Here is an 18550-nt window from a genome sequence, read left to right as displayed (position 1 = left end):
TATGCAAAATTTCTGGTCACTTCTTAAAAGAGAATTCAAACTCTTTTGGCAAAATAAAGTACTCCGATTGCTTTTTATTGGAGCACCGTTACTTTATGGTATTTTGTTAGGCTACGTTTATGGAAAAGGAAAAGTTACCGACTTACCGATCGTTGTAGTGGATGAAGACCGTAGCGAAATGAGCGCAAAAGCATTGCAGATGTTTGATGATAATGAAGTGCTTAATATCACCTCATTATTATACGACCAAAATAATCTTTCCCAAATTGCCATAGAAAAAGAAGCAGCATGCGTTGTAATTATTCCAAAGGGTTTTGAGAAAATGGTGTTGACCAAAAAATATCCAGAAATTGTAACTATCGTAAACACCTCAAATGTTTTAACGGCTAATTACGCTTCTGGTGCTTTGCAACTTTGTCTTGGAACATTAAAAGCAGGGGTTCAAATGGAAACATTACGCAAACAAGGAATACCTGAAAAATTACTAGCGACACAATATGAACCGTTTAAAACAACCTTTATAAAAAAGAACAACCGCAGCACTAACTATATGTATTTCCTTTGGCCAGGAGTATTAGCAGCCGTTTTACAACAAGTTCTTTTGCTGGGTTTAGCGTTGTCTTTTGCGTCAGAATACGAGAACGGCACATTCAAAAAATTAGTAAAAAAAAGCCCTTCTTTACTAAAATTGATGAGTGTTAAAATTATTCCCTATTTAATGATGAGTTTCGGACTTTGGCTATTGTTTTGGTTATTTGCCTTTTGGTTCCGAATTCCCTTCTATGACAACCTGCTTCCGCTTACGTTTGTGGCAGGAATATTTGTACTTTCTGTGTGCTTCATCGGAATTTTAGTCAGTATTATGATTCCAAACCAGTTAAAAGCAACCGAGATTTTAATGGTAATTGCTACGCCAAGCTTTATTTTGAGTGGATTTACCTGGCCTTTAAGTCAAATGCCAGTCTGGGTTCAAGGCATTGCTAATTGTATCCCGCTAACTCATTTCCTAAAAGCATTTCGCATTTTAATTATTGAAGACGGAACGCTATCCCAAAGTACTAGTTCCATTTGGAATATGGTTATCATTGGAACAATTTGCAGCATTCTATCCTATATTGCTTTGTATTTAAAAAGAAAAAGTGTTTTAAAAGAAATTTAATATCCTGATATATAAAAAGCAAAAGGCATAAGAATTTAACTTATGCCTTTTACTTTTGTACTTTGCCTGTTAGAGCTAAAGGATTATTTCTCTATTTCATTCATACTATCCATTTTCTTGTGCGCTAAGAAACCTGTGATATCTTCAAAATGCTCCACTACTCTTTTGTTTCCAAATTCGAAAACCTTAGTTGCTAAACCATCAAGAAAATCTCTATCGTGAGAAACTAATATTAAAGTTCCATCAAAATCGCGCAACGCATCTTTGATAATATCTTTAGTTTTCATATCCAAGTGATTGGAAGGCTCATCCAGAATTAACAAGTTTACGGGCTCTAACAATAATTTTATCATCGCCAAACGTGTTTTTTCTCCACCAGAAAGTACTTTCACTTTCTTGGTCACATCATCGCCATGAAACATAAACGCACCCAAAATGTCTTTGATTTTTGTTCGAACATCACCCACAGCAATGTCATCTATGGTTTCAAATATCGTAGCATTTTCGTTTAATAATGACGCTTGATTTTGAGCAAAATAGCCAATTTGAGCATTATGACCAATCTCTAGACTTCCGCCATCGATTTCGATTTGCTTCATTATTGCTTTTATCATTGTCGATTTTCCTTCTCCATTTTTTCCAACAAATGCTACTTTCTCGCCTCTTTCGATAACAATATTAGCATCTTTGAAAACCACGTGATCGCCATACGATTTAGATAAATCTTTTACAATTACAGGATATTGACCCGAACGAACTGCTGGTGGAAATTTTAATTTCAACGCTGAAGTATCAACCTCGTCTACTTGAACAATAACCAACTTTTCTAACATTTTTACACGTGATTGAACGGCATCTGTTTTAGAAAAAGTTCCTTTGAAACGATCAATAAAAGTTCTGTTATCCGCAATCATACGTTGTTGTTCATCGTATGCTTTTTGTTGGTGCATGCGACGGTCTTTTCTTAGTTCTAAATAATGAGAATACTTCGCTTTATAATCATAAATACGTCCCATTGTCACTTCAATAGTACGATTGGTTATATTATCTACAAAAGCTCTATCGTGCGAGATTACTACAACCGCTTTGGCTGAATTAATCAAGAAATCCTCTAACCACTGAATACTTTCGATATCCATGTGATTGGTAGGCTCATCTAACAAAATTAAGTCTGGTTTTTGCAACAAGATTTTAGCTAATTCTATTCGCATTCTCCAACCACCTGAAAACTCAGAAGTTTGACGACTAAAATCTTCTCTAACAAATCCTAAACCAATTAATATTTTCTCAACCTCAGCTTCGTAATTTACCTCTTCGATAGCATAGAATTTCTCACTTAGATCAGAAACTCTTTCAATTAATTTCATGTAAGCATCACTTTCGTAATCCGTACGAATCGTTAATTGTTCATTGATTTCATCTATTTCTGACTTCATAGAAAAAATTTCTCCAAATGCTTTTGAAGTTTCTTCCATAACATTTGCGCCATCTGTAGTTAATAAATGCTGTGGCAAATAAGCGATAACCGCCTCTTTTGGTGCCGAAATATTTCCAGTTGATGGTTTGCTTTGACCTGCAATTATTTTAAGCAGCGTCGATTTTCCCGCTCCATTTTTACCCATTAGGGCAATCTTATCATTTTCATTTATAGCAAAAGAAACATCACTAAAAAGTGTTGTGCCTCCAAATTGCACAGAAATATCGTTAACTGTAATCATTTTTATAAGTTAGAGATTAGAAATCAAAAAATAGAATCAAAATAGTGCCTAAAATTTGAAGGTGCAAATATAGAGTAAATAAGTAATTAGTTTTTATAAAATAAAAGCTTCTAAGAACAGTAATAAATTACTATTTTTAGAAGCTTTTGCAAATAAAAAAAAGGTTTAGACTTGCTCGTTTTTTTGAATAGTGTTCCAAATATGCGCATTAGTGACTCCAATATCTTCCGGGTTAAAAACTGGATCTAAACCTTGCTTTTTCTGTTTTTCATAGTCTTTTAGCGCTGCTAATGCTGGTTTTTGAAGTAAAATGATTGCAATAATATTAAACCATGCCATCAATCCAACCCCAATATCTCCAATATCCCATGCTAGTTTAGCTTGATTTATAGAACCATACATGATCACTAACATCATAATTATTTTAAGAACATAATTAAAAAAAGGAGATTCAAATTTTCTTGTTAGGTAAGAAATATTTGTTTCTGCAATATAATAATAAGCCAAAATAGTAGTAAACGCGAAGAAAAACAATGCAATAGCTACAAAATAAGAACCAAAACCTGGAAAAACGCTATCCATAGCACTCTGCGTGTATCCTGGACCTACTGCAATATTTTGAGCACCAGAATATAAGAATTCAGAGGCACCTGCGATTCCAAAATCTGGATTATGCACATTGTACTTACCGGTCATTAATAACATAAATCCTGTTGCAGAACACACTAATAAAGTATCAATATAAACAGAGAAGGACTGAACTAAACCTTGTTTCGCGGGATGAGAAACATTGGCAGCCGCTGCAATATGTGGAGCTGTTCCTTGCCCAGCTTCATTAGAATAAATTCCTCTTTTTACTCCCCACTGAACTGCTAAACCAAAAACAGCTCCAAAACCAGCTTCCATATTAAAGGCACTTTTAAAAACTAAGGCAATTACATCAGGAAGGTTCTTGAAATCAACTACTATAATTATCACCGCAATTAACATATACCCAATAGCCATGAAAGGAACAATATATTCAGTGAATTTTGCGATCCTTTTTACACCTCCAAAAACAATTGCAGCAAATATCAAAACAAGACCAACACCAGTAACCCATGTTTCTAAGTTAAAGGCATTTTTGATTCCGTCTGCAACAGAATTTGCCTGAACACCTGGCAAAAGAACTCCAGCAGAAATTACAGAAACAATAGCAAATAAAACTCCAAACCATTTAATTCCTAATCCGCGCTCGATATAAAATGCAGGACCACCTCGCAATTCACCTAAATGTTTTTCTTTATAAATTTGAGCTAAAGTAGCTTCAATAAACGCTGTACTCGCTCCTAAAAAAGCCACTAACCACATCCAAAACATGGCTCCTGGACCTCCAAAAGCAATTGCTGTTGCTACTCCTGCAATATTTCCCGTACCTACTCTACCCGCCAAAGACATTGATAAAGCTTGAAAAGAGGAAACACCCGAATCAGTGCTCTTACCATCAAATAACAAACGAAACATTTCTTTGAAATGACGTACTTGTAAAAAACGCGTTCTTACAGAAAAATAAAGTCCTGTTCCAAGACACAAAGCGATTAATGCATTACTCCAAACAAGTCCATTGATGACACTTACAAAATTCTCCATATAATTAATTCATTTATAATTATCATAAAACCAATAAAGGTTTGATTTTATTATTAATTTTCGATAAAACTATAACATACAGACAATAAAAACTAACTATGTGCAGTAATAAAACTAAAAAAATAATTAATTCTCTATAAATCAACATCTAATAGATCACCTTTATTTTAGTTTAAAGTTGTTTTTTTAACATATAAAACTCATTATGTAAAATTAAATCGGCAAAAATGAACTAAAAAAAAACTGCCCCTTTTACAAAAATAAGGCAGTTCTAGATCGATGAGTTTTCTAAATTAAATTAGTCTTTCCTCCATTTTTTACTTTCTTCAAAAACATGCTCTAAAATAGCAGCTTCTCTTTCGTCGAATTCAACACCTCTACGAATCATTACTAATTTAGCAGTTTCAAATGCTTTTTTAGTAAGATAGGTTGTAAATCCAGAAGCACCTCCCCAAGAAAAACTCGGTATAAAATTACGCGGAAAACCAGTACCAAAAATATTAGCACTTACACCCACAACAGTTCCAGTGTTAAACATAGTATTGATACCACATTTACTATGATCACCCATCATTAATCCACAAAATTGAAGACCCGTTTTAGCAAATCCTTCTGTTTCATAACTCCATAATTTTACTTCTTCGTAATTATTTTTTAGGTTTGAATTGTTAGTATCTGCACCCAAATTACACCATTCTCCCACAACAGAATCCCCTAAATATCCTTCATGTCCTTTATTAGAATGTGCAAAAAGAACGGTATTTTTTACTTCACCACCTATTCTTGAATGCGGTCCTACTGTTGTGGCACCATAAACTTTAGATCCCATTTTAACAGAGGCATTGTCACAAAGCGCAAAAGGACCACGAACCATAGATCCTTCCATAATTTCAGCGTCTTTACCTATATAGATAGGTCCCGCAGAGGCATTTAGAGTAACAAATTCTAATTTCGCACCTTCTTCAATAAATATATTTTCAGGAGCAATCACATTTACACTTCTAGGAATAGGTTGTGATTTTCTATCTTCTGTTAAATATTTAAAATCCTCCTGAATTGCCAAATCATTTTTAGAAAAAATCTCCCAAGTATTTTTAATCGTAATACACTCGTCGTGATACTCTATAATTTCGTAAGTATCAAAATCTACTTCTTCCTGCTCTTCGCTGGTATAAAAAGCAATGACTTCATCTCCTTTAAAAATAGCTTGATTCACCTCTAAATTACTAACCATTTCAGCCAAAACATCATTAGGAAGAAAAGAGGCGTTTATCATAACATTTTCTTCTAACTCTACCATAGGATATTTTTCAGACAAGTATTCTTCGGTTAATGTCGTTGTAGTAGAACCCAAACGCATTTCCCATTTTTGACGTATGGTCACGATTCCGATAAGAATATCAGCAACAGGTCTTGTAAAAGTAAAAGGCAATAAGGCATTTCGTGCAGGTCCGTCAAAAAGGATATAATTCATAAAACGAATTTATTTATAGATTTCTTAGTTTTAAACTTTTTAAATGCAAAAATAATTATAAAAATGCTTAATTTTAATACAATTAGTACTAAAATTCACTTCACATTACTTATTATTAATAAAAAAAGCCACGCTTCCCAGCATGGCTTAATTATATAGATAAACAAATTAAAATTATTTAACGTGCTTAGCGTATTTAGTTTTAAATTTATCAATACGTCCTGCAGTATCGATAAGTTTAGATTTACCTGTGTAAAAAGGGTGAGAAGTTCTAGAGATCTCCATTTTCACTACTGGGTATTCAACACCATCGTGAGTAATTGTTTCTTTAGTATCTGCAGTAGATTTAGTGATAAAAACTTCGTCATTCGACATGTCTTTAAATGCAACTAATCTGTAATTTTCTGGGTGCGTTCCTTTTTTCATCGTGTTAATCTTTTTTTATTTGTTGGCTACAACTTGTTTTGAAGCTTTTCCTCTAACAGAAAAGGTATAAACTCATTATAACTTTTTGTTTTACAATATTATTTTGAGTTTGCAAATTTACAATTTATTTCCAATAACCAACTATATGCATGACTTTTTTTATATAATTGTAAAAAGAGATTTTTACACCGCCATATATTGGGAATTGTTATATTTGTGGTCTAATCTAAAAACCTTCATAATGATAAATGAAATCATAAAAAGAAACGGAATTACTTTTGGAGTATTAATCGGAATAGTTTCTGCATTAATTACAGCAACGATATACGCTATTGATTTAAATCTTTTTGCATCTTGGTGGATTGGTATGTCAAGTATTCTTATCTATTTAATATTAGGAATTATTTTACTCTCTAAAACAAAAAAAGAAATTAAAACTATTTTTACATTTAAAGATGCATTTACTACCTATTTTATTGCTGCTGTAGTTGGTATTTTAATTTCTGTACTTTTTAATGTTCTTTTATTCAATGTTATCGATCCATCAGCTAAAGAAACCTTGCATGAAATAACTATGAAAATCACTTCTAATATGATGCAAAAGTTTGGCGCACCTGCTTCTGCAATTAATGAAGCACTTGCAAAAATGAGAGAAACTAATCCATACTCAACTATAGAATTGCTTAAAGGTTCTGTTTTCAGTATAATTTTCAGTTCTATTTTCGGATTAATTTTGGCTGCATTTTTCAAAACTAGATCTTCACAGAATAATTAAAAATGAATTTATCCATACTTATACCGCTTCTTAACGAAGAGGAATCGCTACAAGAATTATACACTTGGATCATCAAAGTGATGCAAGAAAACAACTACACCTATGAAATTATTTTCTTAGACGATGGTAGTACGGATAATTCTTGGGCAATTATTGAAGGTTTTGCACAAGAAAACAACTTTGTAAAAGGTGTTCGTTTCATGAAAAACTTTGGCAAGTCGCAAGCACTACATGCTGGTTTTGCAAAAGCTAAAGGCGATGTAATTATTACCATGGATGCCGATTTACAAGATAGTCCAGAAGAGATTCCGGGATTATATGAAATGATCGTAAACGGTAAGTATGATTTGGTTTCTGGCTGGAAAAAGAAACGCTACGACTCCGTTGTTGCCAAAAACTTACCCTCAAAATTATTCAATTGGGCTGCAAGAAAAACGTCGGGAGTAGAACTCAATGATTTCAATTGTGGGCTAAAAGCTTATAAAAATGTTGTTGTAAAAAACATCGAAGTTTCTGGTGAAATGCACCGTTATATTCCTGTTTTAGCTAAAAATGCCGGATTTGGAAAAATTGGTGAAAAAGTAGTGCAACATCAAGCCAGAAAATATGGTGAAACTAAATTTGGCATGGAACGTTTTATCAATGGTTTCCTGGATTTAATTACGATTTGGTTTCTTTCTCGGTTTGGAAAACGTCCCATGCATTTATTTGGTGCTATAGGTTCTTTGATGTTCATAATTGGATTTATGTTAGCAGGATTTATTGGTATCTCTAAATTATACCATATGTACAATGACATGAAATACAGCCTTGTAACAAGTAATCCTTGGTTTTATATTGCATTAACATCAATGGTTTTAGGAACTCAATTATTCCTAGCTGGTTTCCTTGGAGAAATAATATTACGAACCAAAAATAACGAAGAGCGCTACAAAGTATCTAGAGAAGTGAATTTTTAGTTAATTTCATACAACTGAAACTTAGAAACAAATGTTTTTTGCATATTTAGCACTAAATTATCGTTTTTTTTTAAAATACAGAATTTCGTTTATTAATGATCGAAAATAGGATTGCATGTAATATATTTTCTAAAGAGATGATTGTTTCCTATTACATAAAAAGCTAAAATTTTGTTCTAATATCTTTCCTCAGGTGTAAAATAGAGGTTTAGATTACTATTCTAGCTTTGCTAGTATTGAATCTAAGTTTGAATACTATTTGTCTTGTATTATATTCAAATAATTAAAAATCAGTATCTAATTATCAACAAACATTTTGCTGACAACACAGACAATACCAACAAAATAAAGAGAGAAAAAAAGTTATACAAAAAGTTCATAAATGCCTAGCAAGTCTTGATTGGTTTGAACAAACTATTTACTGTTTTTCAACCAAAGATTGAAAAATCTAAAAACCTTGGGAATCACAAATAGTTCTTGAACTAAAAATTATTAAAAATGGAGATTAAACAAAATATATTAGACGCAGTAAATGAATGGCTTACACCAACATTTGATAATGAAACTCACATTGCTATTAAAGAGTTAATGACGACATCACCTGCGGAATTAGAAGAGAGTTTCTATAAAAATTTAGAATTTGGAACAGGCGGAATGCGTGGTGTAATGGGAGTTGGAAACAATCGTATCAATAAATATACGCTTGGAAAAAGCACACAAGGCCTTTGCAATTACATGCATGAAGTATTTCCTAACAAAAAATTAAAAGTTGCTATTGCTTATGACTGTCGCCACAACAGTAAATCTTTAGCAAAACTTGTAGCAGATGTATTTACTGCTAATGGAATTTCAGTGTATTTATTTTCAGATTTACGACCTACGCCAGAATTATCTTTTGCCGTAAAATATTTAGGTTGCCAAGCAGGAATCGTTTTAACAGCTTCACACAATCCGCCTGAATACAATGGTTACAAAGTATATTGGGAAGATGGGGGCCAAATTGTACCTCCAGAAGACAAAGGTATTATTACGAGTATTGAAAATTTAAATTACAATGAAATCAACTTTACAGCTAACGAAGATTTGATTCATTATATAGACACAGAAGTCGATAAAGCTTTTATAAAATCATCTATTCAAAATGCGAGCTTTAACACGGATGCTGCAGCCAAAGAAAATTTAAAAATCGTTTTTACCTCCTTACACGGAACCTCTATCACTTTGGTTCCTGATACTTTAGCGCAAGCTGGATACACTAATGTGCATATCGTACCTGAACAAGCGGTTCCTAATGGCGATTTCCCTACCGTAAAATCTCCAAATCCAGAAGAGCCAGAAGCATTGGCTATGGCGATTGCATTGGCAGAAAAAACCAATTCGGATATTGTTATAGGAACAGATCCAGATTGTGATCGTTTGGGCGTCGCCGTTCGAAACAATGAGGGTCAAATGATTTTGTTAAACGGGAATCAAACTATGATCTTGATGACTGCTTTTTTATTAGAACAATGGAAAAAAGCGGGAAAAATTAACGGAAAACAATTTGTAGGTTCTACAATCGTTTCTACTCCTATGATGATGGAGTTAGCAACTAATTATGAAGTAGAATGTAAAATAGGATTGACTGGCTTTAAATGGATAGCCAAAATGATAAAAGATTTTCCAGAACTAGAATTCATAGGTGGCGGTGAAGAAAGTTTTGGTTTTATGGTAGGTGATGCTGTTCGTGATAAAGATGCTGTTGCCGCTACTTTATTAATTTGCGAAATGGCAGCTCAAGCAAAAGCAAAAGGAAGTACCATTTACAAAGAGTTAGTCAAATTATACGTAGATAATGGATGCTACAAAGAGCATTTAGTTTCGTTGACCAAAAAAGGAATGCATGGCTTAGAAGAAATCAATCAGATGATGATTGATATGAGAGAGAATCCAATAAAAGAGATCAACGGACAACGCGTTATAATGGTAGAGGATTATCTGTCATCAACTGCTAAAAACTTACTAGACGACGAGATCACTACATTACAAATTCCAAAATCAAATGTTTTAATCTATTATATCGAAGACGGTTCTAAAATTTGTGCCCGTCCTAGCGGAACAGAACCAAAAATAAAGTTTTACATTAGTGTAAACACGGAATTACATGCGGTAGAAGATTTCAAGGAAGTAGAAGAAATCTTAGACAATAAAATAAAAGACATTATTGCAGCAATGCAACTGAATTAATTATAAAATATTAATTTTTCTGACAGACCCGACCCATTCTATAAAAGGTCGGGTCTTGATGGTAAAAAACAAACAATGAGCAATTTCAAAAAGATATTTCCTTTTATAATTCCCTATAAAAAATACGCTTACTTAAATATATTTTTTAATGTTTTGTATGCGCTTTTTAGCACACTTTCCTTCATGGCATTGATACCCATGATGCAGGTTTTATTTGACCAAACAAAAAAAAATACTATCGCTCCTATTTATAACGGTTTTATAAATACCAATCATTTTTTTGAGGATATAAAACTCTATTTTGAAAGTACAAAACTCTTTTTAGAAAACTATCTAAGTTACTTTATTACCACAACAACAGCAACACAAGGCGTAGGTTATACATTGTCTATAATGGTTGCGGTTATTATTTCGATTTTTTTATTGAAAAATCTTTTTGATTATCTGGCTATGTTTTTTATTACCTTTTTACGAAATGGTATTCTAAAAGACATGCGAAATGCTATGTATAAAAAAACCATCAATTTACCCTTATCCTTTTTTTCTGAAAAGAGAAAAGGTGATGTTATCTCTAGAATTTCTGCTGATGTAAACGAAGTGCAAACTTCCTTTTTGTCTATACTAGAACTTGTTGTAAAAGAACCTCTGACCATTGTTTTTACCATAATTGCTATGCTTTCAATAAGTGTAAAATTAACCTTATTTGTATTTATTTTCATTCCAGTTTCGGGTTATATCATATCATTAATAGGAAAGCAATTAAAAAAACAATCAACAAAAGCACAACAAGAGCAAGGCATTTTCCTATCTACAATTGAAGAAACCTTAGGAGGATTAAAAGTCGTAAAAGGATACAACTCAGAGAATCATTTTTATAAAGTTTTTCAAGAATCTACCCAACGTTTTTTTAATTTATCAAACAGCATTGGAAACCGTCAGAATCTAGCTTCACCTGCGAGTGAATTTATGGGAATTATGGTTATTGCGATCTTATTATGGTATGGCGGACAAATGGTTTTGATAGAAAAAACTTTAAATGGAGCTTCCTTTATTGCTTACATGGGACTTGCTTATAACATTCTTACACCAGCAAAATCAATATCTAAGGCTTCATATTCTGTAAAAAGAGGAAACGCAGCTGCAGAGCGAGTTTTAGAAATTTTAGAACAAGAAAACACCATTACTAGTAAAGTTAATGCGATTAAGAAAGATTCTTTTGACACAAATATTGTCATCAAAGACATCAACTTTAAATACGAAAATGAGAATGTTTTGAAACATTTTTCACTAGAAGTAAAAAAAGGACAAACCATTGCACTTGTAGGTCAATCGGGTAGCGGAAAAAGTACTATTGCTAATTTACTAACCCGCTTTTACGATGTAAATGAAGGGACTATCTGTATTGATGGAGTTGATATTAAAGACATGAATTTACATTCTCTTCGTGATTTAATGGGACTGGTTACACAAGATAGCATTTTGTTTAATGACACTATTAAAGCCAATATTGCTTTAGGAAAGCACGATGCCACAGATTATGAAATTATGGAAGCGCTAAAAATTGCTAATGCTTACGAATTTGTAAAAGACCTACCTCTTGGAATTCATACCAATATTGGTGATAGCGGAAACAAACTTTCGGGTGGACAAAAACAACGTTTATCTATCGCTCGTGCCGTTTTGAAAAATCCTCCTATTATGATTTTAGATGAAGCTACATCAGCCTTGGATACGGAAAGCGAAAAATTTGTTCAAATTGCGTTAGAGAATATGATGCAAAACAGAACATCTATTGTAATTGCGCACCGACTTTCGACCATTCAAAAAGCCGATTTGATTGTGGTAATGAAAAAAGGAAAAATTGTTGAGCAAGGCAAACATGACGAACTTATGGCAATGAATGGTAATTATAACAAGTTAGTCTCTATGCAATCCTTTGAATAACTTATTTTTAAGAAGTATTTTTTTTATTTAATTAAAATCTAATACCATGTACATCCATAATCCAAACATAAAACTACCTGAGGATCCAAATACTATTATTTGGAAGTATCTCGATTTGTCAAAGTTTCTGGATTTACTGATGTCTCAAAAATTATTCATGTCTCGATCTGATAAATTTGAAGATCAGTACGAAGGTACTTTCAGCGAGCCTACGTTTGAAGAAATAAAGAAGCTTTCTATTGACAATCCTTCTTTTTTAGATTTTTATAAAAGTCATAGAGAAAAAGTAGCCATAAGCAGTTGGCATATTAATGAGTATGAATCGTTTGCTATGTGGCAAATTTTCACTCAAAACAGTGAAGGTTTAGCCATACAATCTACTATAGGAAGGCTACAAAAATCGCTTATTCCCGAAACAAATTTCAACCAATACATTGGGGAAGTAAACTATATTGATTACAAGAAAGAACATATTCCTTTTGACGATATGTTCTTTCCTTTTTTATTCAAACGTAAAAGCTTTCAATATGAAGGTGAAGTACGCGTTATTACTGATATTGGCGACAATCAATTAAGGATAAATGAAGGATTGAAAATCAATGTTAATATTAACGAGCTCATTGAAAAAATATACATTCATCCTAAATCTGAAAACTGGTATAAAAACCTAGTTATACAATTAGTAAAAAAGCTAAATTTCGATTTTACAATAGAAAAATCAGATTTAGAAAGTGATATTTTAATTTAGAATTAATTCTAAACCGGTTCGTAGCTTACTATCTTCCATTCTTTATTGGATAGATCAATGTAGTAGTAATTTACCGCATCATTTTTATCAAATTCACCATTTTTATTAGTGTCTTCAACTGTTCTATAATACAATCGATTTTTAGAAGTTATTAATTTCCAATCGATTAATTCCTGAAAATCAGTAGATATTTTAGTAAATCGTTCTCCGCTAATATCACTCAAATACAATGCTTTTATATCACTGGTATCTAATTTGCCATCTTTGTTAGTATCCATATCTACCATAGTATATACCATGACATGATTGTTAGTTTTATCAGCTACAGACTTTAAATAAGTTGCAGTTTGTATTAAAACTGGTTTGTCAGTTAACTTCCTAATAGAATCAGAATCAATTTTTTGGAATTTAATGTTTTGTAAATAACCCGTAATTTCAAATTCTCCATAATTAGAAATCGTAAAACTCAAGTCATTTACATTTGACGAACCATAGCGTGCTTTAATTCCTTTTTCACGAATGCTTAAATCAGCAACTGGATGCAATAAGTAATCTGTTCCATCCATTTGTATTGGCAAATCAGCAATTTGAATTTGAGATGAATCTGTTCGAACTGGATCTTTTGCTTTAGCGGTTTGATCGTAAGTTACTTTAGGCTTTTCTACCTCTTCCTTACAACTTGCTAAAAGTAAAACTGCTATTCCTATAAATGTAAATTGTATTTTTTTCATATTGTAATACTATTAATATTCAAATGTAATCATTTTTAAAAAATGGTACGTGCATTAAAACTTGATTTAACTTAATAAATAGCTGTACGGCTTGCTAACTTACGTTCTTTTTCTTTTTATTATAACTTTGCAGTCAATTTTAAATTAAAGACACGGGTAGTCATATAATTTGGAATGGCATATTGATTTTTAGAATACACATCCCTTACCCAAGTATTTGTAATCGCATTTTGATTGTTAAAAAGATTAAAAATCTCTAAACCTAAAGTCAATTCTTTAAAATTATTCAGCCAAAGTGTTTTTCTTTTTTCAGTGTTAGAATCAATCAAAACTTTAGAAAAACCTACATCTACTCTACGATAGTCATTCAATCTATTTTGGTATAAATAAGGATCCGTGTATGAAGGTGATCCTCCTGGTAATCCTGTATTATAAACTAAATTTAAGTATAATTTTAAACTTGGAATTGTTGGCATATAATCTTGAAATAACAATCCAAATTTTAATCTTTGATCCGTAGGTCTGGCAATATATCCTTTTTCTTGACTATTTTCCTGGGTTTTTAAATAACCAAAACTAATCCAAGATTCCGTACCTGGGACAAACTCGCCATTTAACCTTAAATCTAATCCCTGTACATAAGCTGTAGCATCATTATTAGCGGCATATCGAATTCGAACATTGTCTATTGTGTAGGTATTCACATTGGTTAATGATTTATAATACAACTCGGAAACTAGTTTAAAAGGACGGCTCCACATCTTGAAACTGTAGTCATTCGCTAACACAATATGTACGGATTGTTGTGCTTTTGTATTGGTTTGAACTACGGCTTGGGCATTTCTTAATTCTCTGTAAAACGGAGGTTGGTGATACAATCCTCCAGATAATCTAAATACCATATCTTTTTGCCAATTCGGTTTTATAGCAATTTGTGCCCTTGGACTAAAAGTAGTTTGAAATTTCCCTATTTCGTTATCTCCTAAAACATTCCAACTCTGCGCCCGAACGCCAGCATTATAAAAAACTTCATTCGAACCAATCAATCCTTTTAAACTCCATTGAAAATAACCAGAAAATCTATTAATAGAGTTAAAATTAGTAGCTCTTACATTTTGATACGGAATAAGTGGTCCGGTGTAGGAAGAATAAGGTTGATCATTTTTAGGCAAATTAATCATAGGAGGATTTATAGAAAAACCTGCTGAATCGATTACCTCCCACTCAATGATACGATCTCTTATGGACTCTCTAGTATATTTAATTCCCCATTCTAATTGACTATTTTTCCAATCCTGAAAACCCTTAATTTCTGTATTTACAATTAATGCATCCAGATCATTTCTGGCATGATTGAGCTGCGAACCAATTCCTCTTGTATAACCCACTTTCCCAAAACTTTCCGAACCCAAACTCGAATCAACTTCACCAAGTTTGTATTGTGCCAAAACATCAAAATATTCCTGTTCAATTGTATGAAATATAGAACCTATAAATTTCAAAGTAAAGTGATCATTGGCGTTGTATGTGGTCTTAAAAGCTCCAAAATAAGTATCGTACTTGTCCTTTTCTTGACCATCATAAAATACAGTCAAAACCATTGGTTTATCAATTGTTCCAAAATTAGTTTGTCGCGTCAAGGGTTGATATTGATACTTATTTTGAGAAATGTTTCCTAAAAAACTAAATTGCCATTTTGCAGATGCCAAATAATTAATATTTGTTTGAAGATCCGCAAAAGAGGGTTTAAAATTGGTTTGTGTTTCTTGACTTTTGACTAATAGACTATTATTGCGATACCTAACCCCCGTAATAACAGACCATTTTTTATTTTGAGAAACACCATCTACAAATACGCTTCCGCCAAGGAAACTCGCTTCAATACCAGAGCTGAATTTTATAGGTTTTCTATAAGTAATATCTAAAACTGAGGATAATTTATCTCCAAATTTAGCTTGAAAACCACCCGCAGAAAAATCTACATTTTGTACTAAATCAGAATTGGTAAAACTAAGACCTTCTTGTTGACCAGATCGAATAAGAAAAGGGCGATAGACTTCAATTTCATTTACATAAACTAAATTTTCATCATAGTTTCCTCCACGAACTGCATATTGAGTACTTAATTCATTATTGGAATTGACACCTGGTAAAGTTTTCAAAATATTTTCGACTCCTGGGTTAGCTCCTGGAATTCTTTTAAGCATTTCTGGCTCAATATCAATCCCATTTTGAAATAACTTTTTAGAACTACCGTCAACCAAAACTTCACTCATTTGTTCCTCTTGATCACTCATTACAGGATTAAACTCTTTAGTTTCGTTAGTAGCTAAAGTAAGATAAACTGTAACTTTTTTTAAAGACACATGAGAAAAAACAACTGTTACTTTTTGATTGGCAGGAACTTTTAGCTCATATAATCCATCATAATTCGATTTTGTAGTTATTGAAAGACAAGAAATATTAACATTCTCTACTGGATGATTATTTTTATCTAAAACAATCCCTTTAATCCTAGCTGTCTGACCAAAAATCATCAGACTTAGTGAGAATAAAAAAATAGTAAAGAATTGTTTTGTACTCAAAAGTGATTATTTTTTTTGATTTCTAAAAAAATGCGTTTCAAAGGTAGTCGAATTTCCTACATTATCTATTACAACAACTTTTAAATCATTTGCACCTTCGGCAACGATTCCATCAGCAAAAAAGTGAGTTAATTTTCTGGTTTTATTGTCATATTCCATCAAAATCCACTTTCCGTTCAAATAACCGTTATAGGATTTTATACCAGACAATTCATCATATATAGATAACTGCAGTGTTTTTTGAGCACTTATCCATTTCCCTTCAATTGGAGTTGCTATACTAATTTTTGGCGCAATAGTATCAATTGCCAATTTATATTTACCTAATGTTTTAACTTTTGCACTAAAAACATTGTCTTTTTTATAAGTCGAATTATAACTGATTTTATTACCATCTATTCTACCAATAAACATTTTTTCTTTTTGAAGTGCTGTAGATTTAGTGTCTTCAATACTAACCGTAAAATTAGTATGAGCGGGAACAGTATCGTCGTGTAAAATTAAAGTGTCATTTTTTACCCCAAAATTAAATTCAAAATCATCATAAAAAGTTCCAGCAGGAAAAAACACGGACATCCCACCTAGAGCAAAATTCATATCTTTATTCGCCTTTATGTAATAATTAGATTGTGACGGTTCTGCGTCTATAATAGTCGATAATAAATCATATTGTACCGGAATAGTAACACTTCTTTTATTACCGTAAAAATCGGATACTTCTATACGATACGAGGAGTTTAAATTTGGAGAAACTTGTAAAATTCCTTTATTCTCATCCGTTTTGATAATACTTAAATTATAGGGGTTTTTCATAAAAAGTTTCTGAACCCTTTGTTGCATTTTCTTATATCTTGGATAATCAATCAATGCGTTAATATATCGCATTTCATCAAATGAATAGGTGTTAAATTCATATCCAAAATTAGGTTTTCCATTATAAAAAGATTGCACCTTATAAACACCGTTATTGTTGAACGAAACGTCATCGGTATCATAAGTAGTAATTCCAAAACCTATCGCGCCATTGGATACCACTTTCTCAGATAAATAAGTGCCATCATTTTGAAGAGTCAAGTTTAGCAATAAAGGCCTTTTAGCCCGATTCACCGCTGTTTTAGAATCTAAAGGATACACATAAACACTAGAAATTATTGGTTTTTTAGTATCCTTAGTCAATTGATCAAAACCAAAAAACATTGGGTTAATAACAAATTCGGTTTTTGTATCTCGAAATTCAAAATGCAAATGAGGTCCTTCTGAAGATCCAGTATTACCCGAGAAAGCAATGATTTGGCCTTTTTTAACGGGCAGTTCACCAGGCTTTAAAAACATTTCAATTTCAAAATTTTCTTCTTTGTAATGTGTAGCCTTAATGAATTTTTCTATTTCATCATTCGCTAATTTTAAATGACCATAAACAGAGGTATAGCCGTTGGGATGATTAATATAAATTGCTTTTCCGTTTCCAAAAGTAGATATCTTAATTCTAGAAATATAACCATCAGCCACTGCATATACATTTAAACCTTCCTTTTGCTGTGTTTTTAAATCAAAACCAGCATGAAAATGATTGGGACGTAATTCACCGAAGTTTCCTGACAATTGCATCGGAATATCTAAAGGCGCTCTAAAATAGTCTTTAGGATACTCTACTTGTGCAAAAACAGAGACACCAAAAAATAAAATTAATACAGAAAATTTCATTGTTTTACATTTTTGCTAAGATAAAAAAAGTATTCAAAACCCCACTAAAAAAAAAAGAATACAACTATTTGTAATACTGATGTTTAACTAATTTTATGCAAAAAAAATAATAAAATATTGTAAATTTAAAAAGGAATACTAACTTTGTATGATTATGTAATGAATTAAGATATATAATGAGTGTAATTGCAGAAATTATTGATACTCTTGAAAATAAAGTCGAAAAACTTTTCATTAAAATGAAAAATTTGGAACAAAACAATCAAGAATTAGAAAAGGAATTAATAAAAAATGCATCCCAAATACAAATTCAATTAGAAGAGATTGAAGCCTTGAAAAAGCAGTATGAAACACTTAAGATAGCCAATTCATTATTAGGCAGTGACGATAATAAAAGAGATACAAAGCTTAAAATAAATTCATTAATTCGCGAAATTGATTACTGTATAGCACAGCTATCAGATTAATAAAA

General features: G+C 32.0%; 14 protein-coding genes. 7 read left to right on the top strand and 7 right to left on the bottom strand.

Annotation, left to right across the window (positions count from 1 at the left end; all coding sequences use genetic code 11):
• The first annotated feature begins 1 nt into the window (after nucleotide 1).
• The gene (locus H2650_RS12430) at nucleotides 2-1159 is read left to right on the top strand and encodes an ABC transporter permease (RefSeq protein WP_188051140.1); all 1158 of its coding nucleotides are present in this window, start codon (nucleotides 2-4) and stop codon (nucleotides 1157-1159) included.
• An 83-nt stretch (nucleotides 1160-1242) separates the two neighbouring features.
• On the opposite strand, the gene H2650_RS12425 is transcribed toward H2650_RS12430, so the two are convergent.
• The 4 genes from H2650_RS12425 to H2650_RS12410 form a co-directional block, all read right to left on the bottom strand.
• Entirely contained in the window at nucleotides 1243-2877 is a 1635-nt protein-coding gene (locus tag H2650_RS12425; protein ID WP_188051139.1) for an ABC-F family ATP-binding cassette domain-containing protein, read from the bottom strand.
• 165 nt (nucleotides 2878-3042) lie between these two features.
• Nucleotides 3043-4506 (bottom strand): sodium:alanine symporter family protein, encoded by a 1464-nt coding sequence (locus H2650_RS12420; RefSeq protein WP_188051138.1) that lies wholly within the window; start codon nucleotides 4504-4506, stop codon nucleotides 3043-3045.
• Between the two features lie 298 nt (nucleotides 4507-4804).
• Nucleotides 4805-5980: a GlmU family protein gene (locus H2650_RS12415; RefSeq protein ID WP_188051137.1), complete on the bottom strand. Its 1176-nt coding sequence runs from the start codon at nucleotides 5978-5980 to the stop codon at nucleotides 4805-4807.
• 174 nt (nucleotides 5981-6154) lie between these two features.
• The gene (locus H2650_RS12410; protein WP_188051136.1) at nucleotides 6155-6406 is read right to left on the bottom strand and encodes a type B 50S ribosomal protein L31; all 252 of its coding nucleotides are present in this window, start codon (nucleotides 6404-6406) and stop codon (nucleotides 6155-6157) included.
• A gap of 241 nt (nucleotides 6407-6647) precedes the next feature.
• Here H2650_RS12410 and H2650_RS12405 point away from each other — a divergent pair, with 241 nt between their 5' ends.
• The 5 genes from H2650_RS12405 (at nucleotide 6648) to H2650_RS12385 (ending at nucleotide 13058) form a co-directional block, all read left to right on the top strand.
• Nucleotides 6648-7181: a DUF4199 domain-containing protein gene (locus H2650_RS12405; RefSeq protein WP_188051135.1), complete on the top strand. Its 534-nt coding sequence runs from the start codon at nucleotides 6648-6650 to the stop codon at nucleotides 7179-7181.
• A gap of 2 nt (nucleotides 7182-7183) precedes the next feature.
• A complete protein-coding gene (locus H2650_RS12400; protein WP_188051134.1) occupies nucleotides 7184-8140 on the top strand; it encodes a glycosyltransferase family 2 protein in 957 nt (318 codons plus the stop codon).
• A 498-nt stretch (nucleotides 8141-8638) separates the two neighbouring features.
• Nucleotides 8639-10366, top strand: coding sequence for a phospho-sugar mutase (locus tag H2650_RS12395; RefSeq protein WP_188051133.1), 1728 nt, complete (start codon nucleotides 8639-8641; stop codon nucleotides 10364-10366).
• A gap of 75 nt (nucleotides 10367-10441) precedes the next feature.
• Entirely contained in the window at nucleotides 10442-12310 is a 1869-nt protein-coding gene (locus H2650_RS12390; RefSeq protein WP_188051132.1) for an ABC transporter ATP-binding protein, read from the top strand.
• 46 nt (nucleotides 12311-12356) lie between these two features.
• Nucleotides 12357-13058: a hypothetical protein gene (locus H2650_RS12385; RefSeq protein WP_188051131.1), complete on the top strand. Its 702-nt coding sequence runs from the start codon at nucleotides 12357-12359 to the stop codon at nucleotides 13056-13058.
• 8 nt (nucleotides 13059-13066) lie between these two features.
• Here the strand turns inward: H2650_RS12385 and H2650_RS12380 are convergent, their stop codons facing one another.
• From H2650_RS12380 to H2650_RS12370, 3 genes are all read right to left on the bottom strand, one after another.
• Nucleotides 13067-13789 carry a hypothetical protein gene (locus tag H2650_RS12380; protein WP_188051130.1) on the bottom strand — a complete coding sequence of 241 codons (723 nt, stop codon included), beginning with the start codon at nucleotides 13787-13789 and terminating at the stop codon, nucleotides 13067-13069.
• A gap of 119 nt (nucleotides 13790-13908) precedes the next feature.
• Nucleotides 13909-16326 (bottom strand): carboxypeptidase-like regulatory domain-containing protein, encoded by a 2418-nt coding sequence (locus H2650_RS12375; RefSeq protein ID WP_188051273.1) that lies wholly within the window; start codon nucleotides 16324-16326, stop codon nucleotides 13909-13911.
• 54 nt (nucleotides 16327-16380) lie between these two features.
• Entirely contained in the window at nucleotides 16381-18078 is a 1698-nt protein-coding gene (locus H2650_RS12370; RefSeq protein ID WP_188051129.1) for a M23 family metallopeptidase, read from the bottom strand.
• A gap of 176 nt (nucleotides 18079-18254) precedes the next feature.
• On the opposite strand from H2650_RS12370, the gene H2650_RS12365 reads away from it, so the two are divergent.
• Nucleotides 18255-18545, top strand: coding sequence for a hypothetical protein (locus H2650_RS12365; protein ID WP_188051128.1), 291 nt, complete (start codon nucleotides 18255-18257; stop codon nucleotides 18543-18545).
• The last annotated feature ends 5 nt before the right edge of the window (nucleotides 18546-18550 follow it).

It is taken from the genome of Flavobacterium sp. GP15 (assembly GCF_014281985.1).
GTDB classification, from domain to species: domain Bacteria; phylum Bacteroidota; class Bacteroidia; order Flavobacteriales; family Flavobacteriaceae; genus Flavobacterium; species Flavobacterium pygoscelis.
This window is presented reverse-complemented; position numbering and strand designations above follow the sequence as displayed.

Excerpts from the sequence above, each read along its gene's own strand:
- H2650_RS12430 (WP_188051140.1), top strand. The coding sequence starts at position 2 with ATGCAAAATTTCTGGTCACTTCTTAAAAGAGAATTCAAACTCTTTTGG.
- H2650_RS12425 (WP_188051139.1), bottom strand. The coding sequence starts at position 2,877 with ATGATTACAGTTAACGATATTTCTGTGCAATTTGGAGGCACAACACTT.
- H2650_RS12420 (WP_188051138.1), bottom strand. The coding sequence starts at position 4,506 with ATGGAGAATTTTGTAAGTGTCATCAATGGACTTGTTTGGAGTAATGCA.
- H2650_RS12415 (WP_188051137.1), bottom strand. The coding sequence starts at position 5,980 with ATGAATTATATCCTTTTTGACGGACCTGCACGAAATGCCTTATTGCCT.
- H2650_RS12410 (WP_188051136.1), bottom strand. The coding sequence starts at position 6,406 with ATGAAAAAAGGAACGCACCCAGAAAATTACAGATTAGTTGCATTTAAA.
- H2650_RS12405 (WP_188051135.1), top strand. The coding sequence starts at position 6,648 with ATGATAAATGAAATCATAAAAAGAAACGGAATTACTTTTGGAGTATTA.
- H2650_RS12400 (WP_188051134.1), top strand. The coding sequence starts at position 7,184 with ATGAATTTATCCATACTTATACCGCTTCTTAACGAAGAGGAATCGCTA.
- H2650_RS12395 (WP_188051133.1), top strand. The coding sequence starts at position 8,639 with ATGGAGATTAAACAAAATATATTAGACGCAGTAAATGAATGGCTTACA.
- H2650_RS12390 (WP_188051132.1), top strand. The coding sequence starts at position 10,442 with ATGAGCAATTTCAAAAAGATATTTCCTTTTATAATTCCCTATAAAAAA.
- H2650_RS12385 (WP_188051131.1), top strand. The coding sequence starts at position 12,357 with ATGTACATCCATAATCCAAACATAAAACTACCTGAGGATCCAAATACT.
- H2650_RS12380 (WP_188051130.1), bottom strand. The coding sequence starts at position 13,789 with ATGAAAAAAATACAATTTACATTTATAGGAATAGCAGTTTTACTTTTA.
- H2650_RS12375 (WP_188051273.1), bottom strand. The coding sequence starts at position 16,326 with ATGATTTTTGGTCAGACAGCTAGGATTAAAGGGATTGTTTTAGATAAA.
- H2650_RS12370 (WP_188051129.1), bottom strand. The coding sequence starts at position 18,078 with ATGAAATTTTCTGTATTAATTTTATTTTTTGGTGTCTCTGTTTTTGCA.
- H2650_RS12365 (WP_188051128.1), top strand. The coding sequence starts at position 18,255 with ATGAGTGTAATTGCAGAAATTATTGATACTCTTGAAAATAAAGTCGAA.